Below are 13,644 nucleotides of genomic sequence, written 5' to 3'. Positions count from 1 at the left end.
TGTGATCCACCGGGCGGTGCTGGACTGCGCCGATGCGCCCGGCCCGGCGCTGCTGGCGCTGCGCTCGGGCGTGGCGGAGGTGGTGCTGGACCCGGGCTGCCCGGCCTTCGGCCAGGTCGCCGCGGTGGCGGCGGCGCTCGGCGCGCGGCTGCGGCCGGCAAGGCCGCCGGCGCTCGACCTCGGGGCGCTTGATCTGCGGCGGCCGGCGGCCCGGGCGCGGCTGGCGGCCTGGCTGGCCGGCGCCGGGTGACATCGCGGCAACCCCGCGCTACATCGCCCGGCCGAGCGGCCAGGCCGGGCGTTCCCGTTCCGCGGGGCGCCGACCGGGCGGCCTTGTCGGTTTCGGGCGCGAACCCCGGGCGGTGCGCGTGCCGAGGTTTCCTGGGCGCGAACCCCCTTTGGGGCGCGCTGTCGCGGACCGGACGCCACGAAAGGGCAAACCCATGCAGTTGACGCCGAAGGTGAAAGAGATCCTCTCCTGGTACGAGAGCGACAACCCCGGCACCAAGGCGAACCTCGCCCGCATCCTGATGGAAGGGAAGCTGGGCGGCACCGGCCGCATGGTGATCCTGCCGGTGGACCAGGGCTTCGAGCACGGCCCGGCCCGCAGCTTCGCGCCCAACCCGGCCGGCTATGACCCGCGCTACATGTTCGAGCTGGCGATCGAGGCGGGGCTGAACGCCTATGCCGCGCCGCTCGGCATGATCGAGGCCGGCGCCGCCACCTTCGCCGGCGCCATCCCGACCATCCTGAAGGTCAACTCCTCCAACAGCCTGTCCACGCTGAAGGACCAGGGCGTCACCGGCAGCGTCTCCGACGCGCTGCGGCTCGGCTGCTCGGCGATCGGGTTCACCATCTACCCGTCCTCCGAGTACCAGTTCGAGATGATCGAGGAGCTGCGCGAGCTGGCCGAGGAGGCCAAGGCCGCCGGCCTCGCCGTGGTGGTCTGGAGCTATCCGCGCGGCCCGATGCTGGACAAGACGGGCGAGACCGCGCTCGACATCTGCGCCTATGCCGCGCACATGGCGGCGCTGATCGGCGCCCACATCATCAAGGTGAAGCCGCCGACCAGCGCCATCAGCCTGGACGCGGCGAAGAGCACTTACGCCAAGTACCCGGTGGACGTGAACGACCCGGTCGCCCGCTTCAAGCATGTGGTCGATGCCTGCTTCGGCGGGCGGCGGCTGGTGGTGTTCTCGGGCGGCGAGGCGAAGGCGACCGACGACATCCTGAAGGAAGTGCGGGCGATCCATGCCGCAGGCGGCAACGGCTCCATCATGGGCCGCAACGCCTTCCAGCGGCCGAAGCAGGATGCGCTGAACCTGCTGGGCGCCATCATCGACGTTTACAAGGCGGCCGCCTGACCGAGGCCGGCCTTCGGGACTTCGGGAATGGCCGGCGGTCCCGCCGGCCATTCCTGCACCGGGCGGTTTCGTTGCGGATACGACTGGCGTAGGACGGCAGGCATGGACGCCGCCATGCAGGGGACGATGGTTTCGGACGGCCTGCCGCCGGGTCCCGTGGCGGCCGGGGCGGGGTGCCTGACCGGGCGCTGACGCGCCGTGGCGGGCACGGCGGGTCGGCGCACACCAACCGGACGCACCCCGCAGCCTTCGCCTCGCGCGGCCAGCCAGGGCCGCCAAGTTCCACGGGCCTTCCATGCTCCTCGAAATCGCCATCGCCGATGCCTATGGCGCCGGCTTCGAATACGCGCCGCCCGGCCCGGACCGGCCGAACGATGCCAGCCGCTACGTCCCGCACACCCGCCACAGCGGCAAGCATCCCGGCGACTACACCGACGACACCCAGTGCAGCATCGCCGTCGCGGAATGCCTGCTGGCCGGCGCCACCTCGGCGCTCGGCTTCGCCGCCGGCATCCTCGGCGCCTTCAGGCGCGACCCGCGGCTTGGGTATGCGGTCGGCTTCCGCCAGGTGCTGGGGGCGGCGACGGATGGCGCCGACCTGATCGCCCGCCTGCGCCCGACCAGCGACAAGAGCGGCGCGGCCATGCGCGCCGGCCCGGTCGGCCTGCTGGGCTCGGCCGGGGCGGTGCTGGCGATGGCCGCGGCGCAGGCCCGCATCACCCATGACAGCCCGGGCGGCACCGGCGCGGCGCAGGGCGCGGCGCTGATGGTGCATCACCGGCTTCGCGGCCTCGGGCCGGTCGCGGAACTGCCCGATTACCTGGCGGCGCAGGTGCCGGCGGTGGACTGGCGGCGGCCGCATCGCCGCCATGCCGGGCCGAAGGGCGAGGAGATCGCCCGCGCCGCGCTCGGCGTGCTGCTGGATGCGCGCAGCCTGGCGGAGGTGCTGGTGCTGACGGTGGCGCGCGGCGGCGACACCGACACGGTGGCCGCCATCGCCATGGCCGCGGCCGCGGTCTCCCCGGGCTTCGCGCGCGACCTGCCGCCGGCGCTGGTGGCGGGGCTGGAGGACGGGCCCTATGGCCGGTCCTTCCTGGCGGCGCTGGACCGCCGGCTGGCGGAGGCCTTCGACGCACCGGCGGTCGCGGCGGGGCCGGGCGGCTGACGCCGCGCGCAGCCCCGGGCCGACGCAGGGGCGCATCCGGCGGGGGGCGGCGCGCGTAACGCCGGCATGCTGCCCCTCGCCATCCGGCTCGCCGCCCTCGTCCCCATCCTCGCCGGCGGCGCCGGCGCCCTCACCGGCGCCGGCTTCCTCGGGGAGGCGGCGGGGCCGGCGACCGGCAGCCATCTGCGCTACCTGTCGGGGCTGCTGCTCGGCCTCGGGCTGGTCGCCGCCTGGTGCGCCGGGGACCTGCGGCGGCGGGGCGCGGTGTTCACCGCGCTCTGCGGCCTGGTGGCGCTGGGCGGCGCCGCCCGGCTGCTCGGCCTGATGCTGGAAGGGGTGCCGCCCCGGCCGCATGTCCTCGCGCTCGGCATGGAACTCGGCGTGGTGCCCGGCCTATGGCTCTGGGCCAGGGCGGCGCGCTGAGCGCTTCCCAAACCGGGCGGGGCACGGCATCTGGGCGGGATGGACGATCCCTGCCGCCTCTACCTCATCACCCCGCCCGTCCTGCCCGGGGGCTTCGCGGACCAGCTCGCCGCGGCGCTCGACGCGGGCGACGTCGCCTGCCTGCAGCTTCGCCTGAAGGATGCGCCGCGGGACGCGGTGAAGCGCGCGGTCGAGGCGCTGAGGCCCATCGCCCAGGCGCGCGACGTCGCCTTCATCTTGAACGACGACGCCATCCTGGCCGCCGAGCTGGGCTGCGACGGCGTGCATCTCGGCCAGCAGGATGGCGACCATGCCGGGGCGCGCATGCTGCTCTCCGGGAAGATCCTCGGCATCACCTGCCATGACAGCCGCCACCTGGCGATGCTGGCGGGCGAGATGGGCGCGGACTATGTCGCCTTCGGCGCCTTCTTCCCGACCAGCACCAAGGACGCGAAGTTCCGCGCCACGACCGACCTGCTGGAATGGTGGTCGGAGATCGCCGAGATCCCCTGCGTCGCCATCGGCGGCATCACCGCGGAGAATTGCGCGCCGCTGGTCCGGGCGGGGGCGGATTTCCTGGCCGTGGTCGGCGCGGTCTGGAACCACCCGGACGGCCCGGTGGCCGGCGTGCGGGCGATGAACGCCGCCATCGCGGCGGCGGCGTGATGCGGGACCCGGTCCTGGTGCCGGAGTTGATGGTGACGGAGATCGGCAGCAGCCTCGCCTTCTGGTGCGGCCCCTGCGGCTTCCGGGTGCTGTACGACCGGCCGGAGGAGGGCTTCGCCTGCATCGGCCGTGACGGCGCCCGCATCATGCTCGACGAGCTTCCGAAGGGCCGGCCGCATCGCTGGGAGGTAGCGCCGACCGAGGCGCCCTTCGGACGCCACGTGAATTTCGAGATCGCGGTGGACGACATCGCCGCGATCCTCAGGGCGCTGGATGCGGCGGGCTGGCCACTTTTCCTGCCGCCCGAGGAGAGGACATACCGGGTCGGCGATACCGGCGTAACGGTGCGGCAATTCCTGGTGCAGGATCCGGACGGCTACCTCCTGCGCTTCTCGGAAAGGCTCCCCGATGCGGCTTGAGTTCGAGACCTGCGACGTCTTCACCGACACGCGCTTCGGCGGCAACCCGCTGGCCATCGTGCATGGCGGCAGCGCGCTGGACGGCGCGGCGATGCAGCGGGTGGCGCGGGAGTTCAACCTCTCCGAGACCGTCTTCGTCCTGCCGCCCGACGCGGAGGGCGCGGCGGCGCGCATCCGCATCTTCGTCCCGGGCGCCGAGATCCCCTTCGCCGGGCATCCCAATGTCGGCACGGCCGTGATGCTGGCGCGGCGCCTGCTGGTCACCGGCGACCGGCTGGCGCTGGACCAGAAGGCGGGGCGGGTGGAGGCGCGGCTGAGCCGCGACGCGGCGGGGCTGGTCGTGGGGGCGGAGATCACGGCGCCGCTGCCCTTCGCCACCACGGCGGACCTGGCGCCGGCGGCGGTGGCGGCCTGCCTCGGCCTGCCGGAGGCGGCGGTGCTGACCGCGACGCATCCGCCGGTGGTGGGCGGCTGCGGCAACAGCATGGCCTTCGCCGAACTGGCCGACCTGGCGGCGCTGGCGGCGGCGACGCCCGACACCGCCGCCTTCCGACGGCATCTGCCGGAGAGCCTCTGCGTCGGCATCCACCTGCATGTGGCGCTGCCGGATGGGCGGCGCCGGGCGCGGATGTTCGGGCCGCTGGTCGGCGTGCCGGAGGACCCGGCGACGGGCAGCGCCAATGTCGGCCTGGCCGGGCTGCTGCTGCAGGCGGGCGGCGGCGACAGGCTGGCGCTGGAGGTCGAGCAGGGCATCGAGATGGGCCGGCCCTCGGGCCTGGCGGTGCGCGCCTGGCGCGACGATGCCGGGGCGATCCGCGCCGCCGTCGGCGGCGGCGTGGTCGCGGTCTCGACCGGCTGGATGGAGGTTTGACGCGGGCCGGGGATGCGCGGACGCCGCGGAACCCTCGCCCGGCGGAGGTCGGAATGGACGAACTCGGCTTTCACACCGTGCTGCACCGCCCCGGCCTGCTGCTGGACGTGGGCGCGCATGACGGCGCCTTCACCCTGCCCTTCGCGGCGCTGCCGGGCAGCCGCGTGCTGGCCTTCGAGCCGCTGCCGGCGGCGCATGCCAGGCTGGCGGCGGCGGCCGGCGGCCTGCCCAATGTGACGCTGCGGCCGGAAGCGCTCGGCGATGCCGAGGGCGAGGTGACGCTGACCATGCCCGTGCTGGACGGCGTGCCGCAGGAGCAATGGGCGAGCACGGCCAAGGGCTATGCCGGGCTCGATCCGCGCGTCGGCGAGCAGCGCGTGGCGGTGCCGCTGCGGCGGCTGGACGGCTTCGGCCTCGGCGACCTGACGGCGGTGAAGCTGGATGCCGAGGGCGCGGAATACGAGGTGCTGCGCGGCGCGCGGGAGACGCTGCTGCGCTGCCGCCCCATCCTCTCGATCGAGATCGAGGAGCGGCACCGCGCCGGCTCCACCTGGGCGGTGCCCGCCTATCTGGACGCGCTGGGCTACGACGCCTTCTGGGAATTCTGGGGCGACTGGCGGCCGATGGCCGGCTTCGACCGCGCGACGATGCAGCGGGCCAGCCCGAACCCGGCGGTGTTCGAGGCCTCCGACCCCTATGTCTTCGTGTTCTACTTCCTGCCGCGAGAGCAGGCGGCGGCGATGCTGGCGGCGCTGCGGGCGGCGGAAGCGCGCTGAACCGCCCCGCCGCGGCGCCGTTTGCCCCCGACGGCTCGGGGGGAGGCAGGGGATGACCGGCGGCAGCGAGCAGATGGAGATCGAGGCGCGGATGCCCGTGGTCGGCAGCGATGGCAACCCGGTCGGCACGGTGGATCACCTGGACGGGGCGCTCATCAAGCTGACGCGCAGCGACGCGGCCGCGGGCGGGCGGCACCGCTGGCTGCCGATGGCACTGGTGGCGGGGCTGGATGGCGGGCGGGTGCGGCTGTCCGTGCCCGCGGCGCAGGCGGAGGAGGCGGCGCTGGACGAGGACGAGGTGCAGCGCCGCGCCAGCCTCGACCCCATGCCGGGCGCGGACTCCGGGGCCTGAGCGGATCCCGATCAGGTGGACCCACCTGATCGGGTGAAGATGCTCGTAGAGTCAAAAGACTGGAGCGGTTGCCGTGAGCCATGGCGAACGGGAACCGCTCCAGGGCCTGGCGCGGTCCGCGGCGCGCTCGCGGCCGGCGCGGCAGCGGATTGCGGTCGGACGCGAACACCGCGGCGCGCCGATCGGGACGCGGGCGCAGCCTTCGGCCTCGGCCTGCCGGACCTGTCCGGGTGCCCGGATCAGGTCGCCCGGACACGGGCAAAATCCGGCAAGCCGGGCCTGGGCGCGACGCATGGCCGGAGCGGCCGCCGCCGGCGAGCCGGGCGGAGCCGATCCCGGCACCAGCATCCTCGATTGCCCGCGGGTGCCATCACGGGGCGAAGGGCAGCCAGAGCACGTCGTCGATGCGGCGGGCGCCGGCGGCCAGCATGGCCAGGCGATCGAAGCCCAGCGCGATGCCGCTGCCGGCCGGCATGCCATGCCCGAGCGCGGCGAGGAAATCCTCGTCCACGTCCCAGCCCTCGGCGCCGTAGCGGGCCCGGCGCTCCGCGACATCCGCCTTGAAGCGGGCGCGCTGCTCGGCGGGGTCGGTCAGCTCGTCGAAGGCATTGGCCAGTTCCAGCCCGGCGGCGAACAGCTCGAAGCGCAGCGCGGCGCGCGGATCGGCGGGGTCGCGGCGGGCCAGCGCGGCCTGCGGCGCCGGCCAATGCGTCAGGAAGGTCGCGCGGTCGCGGCCCAGCCGCGGCTCCACCCGGTCCAGCAGCAGGCGGAAGAACAGGTCCTCCCACCCCTCGTCCGGTCGCGCCGGAAGGCCGATGGCGGCGGCGGCGGCGCGCAGCGCGGCGGCATCGCCCTGGCCCTCCGGCGTGACGGTCGCCAGCAGGTCCATGCCGTTGCACCAGCGGGAAAAAGCTTCCGCCATGGTCAGGCGCTCGAAGGGCAGCGTCAGGTCGGTGGCGACGCCGGCATGGGCGACGCGCGGCGGGCAGGCTGCGCGGACGAACTCCTCCGCCTCGTCCATCAGCCCGTCCAGCGACAGGCCCGGGCGGTACCATTCCAGCATGGTGAATTCGGGGGCGTGGCGCGGCCCCGCCTCCCCGTTGCGCCAGACGCGGGCGAGTTCGAAGACCGGGCCGGCCCCCGCCACCAGCAGCCGCTTCAGCGCCAGTTCCGGCGAGGTCCGCAGCCACAGCGCCCGCCGCGTCCCGGCGCCGAGATGCGGGACGTATTCGCTGCGGAAGGCGTGCAGATGCACTTCCATGCCCGGCACCGGAACGAGGCAGGGCGTCTCGACCTCCCGGTAGCCGCGGGCGGCGAAGAAGGCGCGCGTCGCCGCCGTCAGCGCGGCGCGGCGTTCCAGGAAGGGCAGGCGGGCGGCGAGGCTCTCGGGGTGCCAGGCGGGGGTGGGGGCCATGCGGCGTTCTGGCACGGAGGATGGCGCCGGGGACAGTCCGGCCGCGGTTCCGGTGGCCGCCGCCCTGCCCTATACCCCCGGCCACCATGCCCGACGGCGCCCCGCCCCTGCCCGCCCGCACCCTGAAGACGCCGCGCGACCTGGCCGCCGCCGGGCTGCTGCCGGCCGGCGCCGTGCCGGGCGCCGAGGCGGTGGCGGCGCGCTACAGCATCGCCGTCACGCCGGCGGTGGCGGCGCTGATCGACCCGGCCGACCCGGCCGACCCGATCGCCCGGCAATACCTGCCCGACGCGGCGGAACTGCACACCGCCCCGCATGAGCTGGCCGACCCGACCGCCGATGCCCCCTTCACCCCGGTGAAGGGCGTGGTCCACCGCTACCCCGACCGTGCCCTGCTGAAGCCGCTGCTGGCCTGCCCGGTCTATTGCCGCTTCTGCTTCCGGCGGGAGGCGGTGGGGCCGGATGGCGGGCTGCTGACCGGGGCGGAGCTGGACGCGGCGCTCGCCTGGTTCGCCCGCACGCCGCAGGTGCGGGAGGCGATCCTGACCGGCGGCGACCCGCTGATGCTCTCGCCGCGGCGGCTGGGCGGGATGCTCGGCCGGCTGGCGGCGCTGCCGCATATCGAGCTGCTGCGGGTGCATTCGCGCGTGCCGGTGGCAGCGCCGGACCTGGTGACCGAGGCGCTGGCGGCGGCGCTGGAGACGGCACAGGAGCGGGGCAAGCCGCTGTATCTCTGCGTGCATGCCAACCATGCGCGGGAATTCACCCCGGCCGCCATCGCGGCGCTGGCGCGGCTGCAGCGCGCCGGCGCGGTGCTGCTGGGGCAGAGCGTATTGCTGCGCGGCGTGAACGACAGCGCCGCGGCGCTGGAGGACCTGTTCCGCGCCATGCTGCGGGCCCGCGTGAAGCCCTACTACCTGCACCAGCTGGATCCGGCGCCCGGCACCGCGCGCTTCGCCGTGCCGGTCGAGGACGGCCGCGCCCTGCTGCGCGCGCTGCGCGGGCGGGTAACGGGGCTGGCCTGGCCGACCTATGTGCAGGAACGGCCGGCGGGCGGCGGCAAGGTGCCGCTGGGGCCGGAATTCAGCCCGGGCGCGGGCTGAGGGAAGGAACCAGCGATGAGCAGCAGCAAGGTCGCCCTGGTCACCGGCGCGGGCCGCGGCATCGGCCTCGCCACCGTGCGGCGCTTCCTGGCGGAAGGCTGGCGCGTCGCCCTGCTGGAGGTGGATGCGGCGCTGCTGGACCAGGCCATGGCCGCGCTGGCGGCGCCGGACGCGACGCTGGCGCTGCCCTGCGACGTCGCCGTGGCGGCCGAGGTCTTCCCCGCCATCCAGCGCGCCGCGCGCCATTTCGGCCGGCTGGACGCGCTGGTGAACAATGCCGGCACCGCGGTCTTCAAGCCGATCCTGGAGACGACGCCGGAGGAGTGGAACCGCGTGCTGTCGGTGAACCTGACCGGGCCCTTCCTCTGCACCCAGGCGGCGGCGCCGCTGATGGCGGAGCATGGCGGCGGCGCGGTGGTGAACGTGACCTCCATCTCGGGCCTGCGCGCATCCACGCTGCGGGTGGCCTATGGCACCAGCAAGGCGGCGCTGGCGCATCTGACGAAGCAGCAGGCGGTGGAACTCGGCGCGCTCGGCATCCGGGTCAATGCCGTGGCGCCGGGGCCGGTGGACACGGCGATGGCCAAGGCGGTGCACACGCCGGAGATCCGCCGCGACTACCACGACGCCATCCCGCTGAACCGCTACGGGCTGGAGACGGAGCTGGCGGAGGTGATCGTCTTCCTCTGCTCCGACCGCGCCAGCTACCTGACCGGGCAGGAGATTGCGGTGGATGGCGGCTTCGACGCCGCCGGCATCGGCCTGCCGACGCTACGTCAGGCGCGGCGGAACCTGTAGACTCGAGGGTTCCAAGGGCCCTTCGGCCGATGCGGGTCCCATCGACGATGCCGCGCATCGTCGATGGGGTCCCGGGCGGGAGGAGCTTGAGGAGGGCAGAGCCCTCCTCAAAGCGCTACCGCATGGGCGGCGCGATCATCAGCCCGCCGCGGGTCCAGAGGTCGTTCAGCCCGCGCGGCAGCTGCACGGCGCTGTCCTTGCCGAGATGGCGGTCATAGACCTCGCCGTAGTTGCCCACGGCCTTGATGGCGTTCAGCAGCCAGGCGCGGTCGAGCCCCACCGCCGGCCCCAGGTCGCCCGTCCTGCCCAGCAGGCGCTGCACCGCCGGGCTCTGGCTCTCGGCCAGCATGCGGTCGGCATTGGCGCGGGTGATGCCCAGCTCCTCCGCCTCCACCAGGCCGAAGACGATGTAGCGGACGATGTCGAACCACTGGTCGTCGCCCTGCTTCACCGCCGGCGCATAGGGCTCCTTGCTGATGCGGTCGGGCAGCAGGACATGCGCCTTGGGGTCGGGGAAGGCGGCGCGGATGGCGGCAAGCTGGCTGGCATCGCCGGTGTAGCTGTCGCAGCGATTGGCTTCGTAGGCGCGCCGCGCCTCGTCCTTGTCGGCGAAGATCACCGGCGTGAAGCGGATGCCCTGGGTGCGCGTCCAGTCCGCCAGGTTCAGCTCATGCGTGCTGGCGGAGACGAAGCAGATGGTGGCGCCATCGAGTTGCTTCGCGGCGGTGATGCCGGCCTCCGCCTTCACCAGGAAGCCCTGGCCGTCGAAGAAGTTGGGCGCGGTGAAGTTCAGGCCAAGCTGCGCGTCGCGCAGGAAGGTCCAGGTGGTGGTGCGCGCCAGCATCTCCACCTGGCCGGTGACCAAAGCGGGGAAGCGGTTCTGGCCGGTGAGGTGCTGCCAGACCAGCCGGTCCGGGCTGCCGAGCACCGCGGCGGCGACGGCGCGGCAGAGATCGGCATCCATCCCCTGCCAGACGCCGCGGCTGTCCGGCTGGCTCCAGGCCGGGTCGCCGGTGGAGATGCCGCAGGACAGCGCGCCGCGGGCCCGCACCGCGCCCAGCGTGGGGCCGGGCGGGGCGGTCTGTGCCAGCGCCGTGCCGGCGAGAAGCACCATGATCGTCAACGCACGCAGCATTCCACACCTCCGCAAGCGAGGGAGGCTCGTCGGACGCAGTGCGTCCGATCCCTCGCGCTCTCTCCGCCAGGGCTTCAGGGGAGGCCCCGGACCCCGGCCTGAGTGTATTGCCTGGAAAGGGCAGCGCCCTCCCCCATGCTACCGGACCGGCATCCCGTACATCAGCCCGCCGCGCGTCCACAGGTCGTTCACCCCGCGCGGCAGCTTCAGCGGGCTGGCCTGGCCCAGGTTGCGGTCGAAGATCTCGCCGTAATTCCCCGCCGCGCGGATGGCGTTGTAGGCCCAGCGCCTGTCGAGGCCCATCAGCGGGCCATGGTCGCCGGCCTCCCCCAGCAGGCGGCGGATCTCCGGGTTCGGGCTTTTCAGCATCGCCTCGGCATTCGCCTGGGTGATGCCAAGCTCCTCCGCGCCGACCAGCGCGAAGATCGTCCAGCGGATGATGTCGAACCACTGGTCGTCGCCATGCCGGACGGAGGGCGCCAGCGGTTCCTTCGAGATGATGTCGGGCAGCACCACATGGTCGTCGGGGCGCCCGAGGCCGGTGCGGATGCCGGCCAGCTGGCTGGCATCGGTGGACAGCGCGTCGCAGCGGCCATTCTCGTAGGCGTTCACCGTCTCGGTCGGCTGCTCGAACACCACGGGCTGGAAGCGGATGCCGGTGCTGCGGCCCCAGTCGGTCAGGTTCAGCTCGTTGGTGGTGCCGGAGGTGACGCAGATCGTCGCATTGTCCAGGTCCTTCGCGCGCTGCGCGCCGCTGGCCTTGCGCACCAGGAAGCCCTGGCCGTCGAAGAAGGTGACGGCGGTGAAGTTCAGCCCGTTGGCGGTGTCGCGCGTCTGGGTCCAGGTGGTGGTGCGCGGCAGCACGTCGATCTGGCCGGATTGCAGGGCGGGCAGCCGCGCCTGGCTGGTCAGCACCGTGAAGCGGACCTTCGCGGGATCGCCGAGGATGGCGGCGGCCATGGCGCGGCAGATATCGGCTTCCAGCCCGCGATAGACGCCCTGGCTGTCGGTGGCACCGAAGCCGGGGGCGCCGGGATGCGCCCCGCAATCCAGCACGCCCTTGGCGCGGACGGCGGCCAAGGTCGGGCCGGGGGCGACGGGCTGGGCCAGCGCCCCTCCCGCGGCGAGGATGAGGGCGGCGGCGGCGATGATCGGGCGCATGGCGGTTCTCCCCTGCCCGGCCGTCACGTCCTCCGCGCGGCCAGGTGGGCGCCGGCTACCACCGCCAGCGCGCCGGCGGCGACCACAAGGCGGAGAAGATCGGGAATGTCGTGCCAGAAGGCGGCCGCCAGCCCGGCGGCGGCCAGCAGCAGCCGGGCCGGCACGCCCATGGGCCGCAGCAGGAAGCCGGCATAGGCGGCGCAGAGCGCGGTCAGCGCCGCCACCTGGATGCCGGTGGCCAGCAGGATGTCCGCCAGCGATCCGCGCAGCATGATCCCGGGGTCGTAGAGGAAGGCGAAGCCCACGGTGAAGCCGGCGATGCCGAGGCGGGTGGCATGCAGGCTGGTGACCAGCGGCGACGCCTTGGCGATGGCCGCCGCGGCGAAGGCGGCGGCGGCGACAGGCGGCGAGGCATCGGCCAGCACGGCGAAGTAGAAGATGAAGAGATGCGCCGGCAGCAGCAGGTCCCCGGGCGGGACGCCGAGCGCCTTGGAGCCGAGGTCGAGGATCTGCGGCACGCCGATGGCGGCGGCGATGATGTAGCTGGGCGTGGTCGGCAGACCCATGCCGAGCACGAGGACGGTCACGGCCAGCAGCAGCAGCAGCAGCGGGAAGCTGCCCGCCGCCAGGTCCTTGATGATGCCGCCCAGCGCCACGACCATCCCCGTCGCGGTCAGCGCCGAGACGACGATGCCGGCGCCGGCGATGGAGACGGCGAGCGGCGCCATGGTCAGCCCGGCACTGGCCAGGCTGTCGAGGATGGCGCGCCAGGACATGCGGGTGCGGGCCCGCAGGAAGGCGATGCCGACCATGGCGACCGTGGCGCAGAAGGCGGCGAAATTGCCGCTCCAGCGCTCGGTCATCAGCCAGACCAGCACGGCGATGGGGATGATGAGGTGGGCGTCCTGCGCCACCTCCCGCCAGGCCGGGATGTCGGCGGCGGCCATGGGCGCCATGCCGGCCTTCTTCGCCTCGACATGCACCGCGACCAGGATGGCGAAGTAGTAGAGGACGGCGCCGAGCGCCGCGGCGACCACGATCTGGGCGTAGGGGATGCCGGTGATCTCCGCCATCACGAAGGCGGCGGCGCCCATCACCGGCGGCATCAGCGCGCCGCCGACGCTGGCCGCGCTCTCGATCCCGCCGGCGACGGCGGGGCGGTAGCCGATGCGCTGCATCAGCGGGATGGTCATGGCGCCTGTCGTGATGACGTTGGAGACGGAGGACCCGCTCATCGTCCCGAACAGGCCGGAGGTGATGACGGCGACCTTGGCCGGCCCGCCGCTGAAGCGCCCGGCGGCGGCGGCGCCGAGGTTGCTGAACAGCCGCCCGGTGCCGCTGCCCTGCATGAAGGCGCCGAAGACGATGAAGACGGCGATGGTGGTGGCGACGATGCCGGTCAGCGGGCCGTAGACGCCGCCGGCGGTGGGGACCAGCCAGGACGCCTCCAGGATTTCCGCCGGCGCGAAATTCCGCGTGTTGAGCACGCCCGGCAGCCAGTGGCCCCACTGCATGTAGGCGAGGGAGATGATGATCATCCAGGCGAGCCCGACCTCGACCGCGCGGCGCGTCGCCTCCAGCAATGTCACGATCGCCAGCACCGCCAGCACGACCATGGTGGGCGTGAAGGGATCCACGTATTCCATGCGGTCGGAGACGGCGGCCCAGTTCGCCATTACCCAGGCATGCGGCGCGGCGGCGGCGGCGGCCCAGAGCCAGTCGGGGATGCTCGGCCGGTGCCGGGGCGCGGCGGCGCGGGCGGGGTAGAGCAGGAAGAGCGGCGGCACGAAGACCAGCAGGTGGAAGCCGCGCATGGTGATGGGCTCGGGGAAGCCGAAGCCGCCGAAATAGAGATGGATGCCGGCCGCGGCGGCGAGCCACAGCGTCAGGGCAAGCTTCAGCGGCGGGGCCAGGTCACGCATCGTCGGTCCCGCAGGCTCGAGGAGTCCAGGGGCCCTTCGGCCCTTGGCGGGGAGAGCGCGAGAGGGGCAGCGCCC

Annotated in this window: 14 protein-coding genes and 1 pseudogene; 11 read left to right on the top strand and 4 right to left on the bottom strand. The window is 73.7% G+C overall.

Going from position 1 to position 13,644, the window contains the following annotated elements; all coding sequences use genetic code 11:
• The 9 genes and pseudogenes from E2C05_RS32945 to E2C05_RS11640 all read left to right on the top strand — a co-directional run.
• A pseudogene (locus E2C05_RS32945) lies at window positions 1-250 on the top strand (hypothetical protein); the annotation flags it as partial.
• 193 nt (window positions 251-443) lie between these two features.
• Window positions 444-1,364, top strand: coding sequence for a class I fructose-bisphosphate aldolase (locus E2C05_RS11675; protein WP_133219806.1), 921 nt, complete (start codon window positions 444-446; stop codon window positions 1,362-1,364).
• A gap of 295 nt (window positions 1,365-1,659) precedes the next feature.
• A complete protein-coding gene (locus tag E2C05_RS11670) occupies window positions 1,660-2,529 on the top strand; it encodes an ADP-ribosylglycohydrolase family protein (protein WP_133219805.1) in 870 nt (289 codons plus the stop codon).
• 66 nt (window positions 2,530-2,595) lie between these two features.
• Complete coding sequence (locus tag E2C05_RS11665; protein WP_133219804.1) at window positions 2,596-2,952, top strand: DUF4345 family protein; 357 nt, start codon at window positions 2,596-2,598, stop codon at window positions 2,950-2,952.
• A 39-nt stretch (window positions 2,953-2,991) separates the two neighbouring features.
• Window positions 2,992-3,618 (top strand): thiamine phosphate synthase, encoded by a 627-nt coding sequence (gene thiE, locus E2C05_RS11660; protein WP_133219803.1) that lies wholly within the window; start codon window positions 2,992-2,994, stop codon window positions 3,616-3,618.
• Window positions 3,618-4,037 (top strand): bleomycin resistance protein, encoded by a 420-nt coding sequence (locus E2C05_RS11655; RefSeq protein WP_133219802.1) that lies wholly within the window; start codon window positions 3,618-3,620, stop codon window positions 4,035-4,037. Before thiE ends, E2C05_RS11655 begins: the two co-directional genes overlap by 1 nt.
• Entirely contained in the window at window positions 4,027-4,908 is an 882-nt protein-coding gene (locus tag E2C05_RS11650) for a PhzF family phenazine biosynthesis protein (protein WP_133219801.1), read from the top strand. The genes E2C05_RS11655 and E2C05_RS11650 overlap by 11 nt, the downstream gene beginning before the upstream one ends.
• A 53-nt stretch (window positions 4,909-4,961) precedes the next feature.
• A complete protein-coding gene (locus tag E2C05_RS11645) occupies window positions 4,962-5,684 on the top strand; it encodes an FkbM family methyltransferase (protein WP_133219800.1) in 723 nt (240 codons plus the stop codon).
• A 52-nt stretch (window positions 5,685-5,736) separates the two neighbouring features.
• The gene (locus E2C05_RS11640; RefSeq protein WP_200306664.1) at window positions 5,737-6,036 is read left to right on the top strand and encodes a DUF2171 domain-containing protein; all 300 of its coding nucleotides are present in this window, start codon (window positions 5,737-5,739) and stop codon (window positions 6,034-6,036) included.
• Between the two features lie 370 nt (window positions 6,037-6,406).
• Here the strand turns inward: E2C05_RS11640 and epmA are convergent, their stop codons facing one another.
• Window positions 6,407-7,450 carry an EF-P lysine aminoacylase EpmA gene (gene epmA, locus E2C05_RS11635; protein ID WP_133219799.1) on the bottom strand — a complete coding sequence of 348 codons (1,044 nt, stop codon included), beginning with the start codon at window positions 7,448-7,450 and terminating at the stop codon, window positions 6,407-6,409.
• An 86-nt stretch (window positions 7,451-7,536) separates the two neighbouring features.
• Between epmA and E2C05_RS11630 the strand changes: the two genes are divergently transcribed.
• Window positions 7,537-8,553, top strand: a complete 1,017-nt coding sequence (locus E2C05_RS11630) for a lysine-2,3-aminomutase-like protein (protein ID WP_133219798.1) — start codon at window positions 7,537-7,539, stop codon at window positions 8,551-8,553.
• A 15-nt stretch (window positions 8,554-8,568) separates the two neighbouring features.
• A complete protein-coding gene (locus E2C05_RS11625; protein ID WP_133219797.1) occupies window positions 8,569-9,351 on the top strand; it encodes an SDR family NAD(P)-dependent oxidoreductase in 783 nt (260 codons plus the stop codon).
• A 115-nt stretch (window positions 9,352-9,466) separates the two neighbouring features.
• Here the strand turns inward: E2C05_RS11625 and E2C05_RS11620 are convergent, their stop codons facing one another.
• From E2C05_RS11620 to E2C05_RS11610, 3 genes are all read right to left on the bottom strand, one after another.
• The gene (locus E2C05_RS11620; protein ID WP_133219796.1) at window positions 9,467-10,486 is read right to left on the bottom strand and encodes an amino acid ABC transporter substrate-binding protein; all 1,020 of its coding nucleotides are present in this window, start codon (window positions 10,484-10,486) and stop codon (window positions 9,467-9,469) included.
• Window positions 10,487-10,624: 138 nt separating this feature from the next.
• Entirely contained in the window at window positions 10,625-11,647 is a 1,023-nt protein-coding gene (locus E2C05_RS11615; protein WP_133219795.1) for an amino acid ABC transporter substrate-binding protein, read from the bottom strand.
• Window positions 11,648-11,670: 23 nt separating this feature from the next.
• Window positions 11,671-13,569 carry a TRAP transporter permease gene (locus E2C05_RS11610; RefSeq protein WP_133219794.1) on the bottom strand — a complete coding sequence of 633 codons (1,899 nt, stop codon included), beginning with the start codon at window positions 13,567-13,569 and terminating at the stop codon, window positions 11,671-11,673.
• Window positions 13,570-13,644: the final 75 nt, after the last annotated feature.

The organism is Paracraurococcus ruber (assembly GCF_004353985.1).
Taxonomy (GTDB): domain Bacteria; phylum Pseudomonadota; class Alphaproteobacteria; order Acetobacterales; family Acetobacteraceae; genus Paracraurococcus; species Paracraurococcus ruber.
This window is presented reverse-complemented; position numbering and strand designations above follow the sequence as displayed.

Coding starts and splice junctions, on each gene's coding strand:
- E2C05_RS11665 (WP_133219804.1), top strand. CDS start 2,596: ATGCTGCCCCTCGCCATCCGGCTCGCCGCCCTCGTCCCCATCCTCGCC.
- E2C05_RS11640 (WP_200306664.1), top strand. CDS start 5,737: ATGACCGGCGGCAGCGAGCAGATGGAGATCGAGGCGCGGATGCCCGTG.
- E2C05_RS11650 (WP_133219801.1), top strand. CDS start 4,027: ATGCGGCTTGAGTTCGAGACCTGCGACGTCTTCACCGACACGCGCTTC.
- E2C05_RS11655 (WP_133219802.1), top strand. CDS start 3,618: ATGCGGGACCCGGTCCTGGTGCCGGAGTTGATGGTGACGGAGATCGGC.
- E2C05_RS11615 (WP_133219795.1), bottom strand. CDS start 11,647: ATGCGCCCGATCATCGCCGCCGCCGCCCTCATCCTCGCCGCGGGAGGG.
- E2C05_RS11620 (WP_133219796.1), bottom strand. CDS start 10,486: ATGCTGCGTGCGTTGACGATCATGGTGCTTCTCGCCGGCACGGCGCTG.
- E2C05_RS11675 (WP_133219806.1), top strand. CDS start 444: ATGCAGTTGACGCCGAAGGTGAAAGAGATCCTCTCCTGGTACGAGAGC.
- epmA (WP_133219799.1), bottom strand. CDS start 7,450: ATGGCCCCCACCCCCGCCTGGCACCCCGAGAGCCTCGCCGCCCGCCTG.
- E2C05_RS11610 (WP_133219794.1), bottom strand. CDS start 13,569: ATGCGTGACCTGGCCCCGCCGCTGAAGCTTGCCCTGACGCTGTGGCTC.
- E2C05_RS11625 (WP_133219797.1), top strand. CDS start 8,569: ATGAGCAGCAGCAAGGTCGCCCTGGTCACCGGCGCGGGCCGCGGCATC.
- E2C05_RS11645 (WP_133219800.1), top strand. CDS start 4,962: ATGGACGAACTCGGCTTTCACACCGTGCTGCACCGCCCCGGCCTGCTG.
- thiE (WP_133219803.1), top strand. CDS start 2,992: ATGGACGATCCCTGCCGCCTCTACCTCATCACCCCGCCCGTCCTGCCC.
- E2C05_RS11630 (WP_133219798.1), top strand. CDS start 7,537: ATGCCCGACGGCGCCCCGCCCCTGCCCGCCCGCACCCTGAAGACGCCG.
- E2C05_RS11670 (WP_133219805.1), top strand. CDS start 1,660: ATGCTCCTCGAAATCGCCATCGCCGATGCCTATGGCGCCGGCTTCGAA.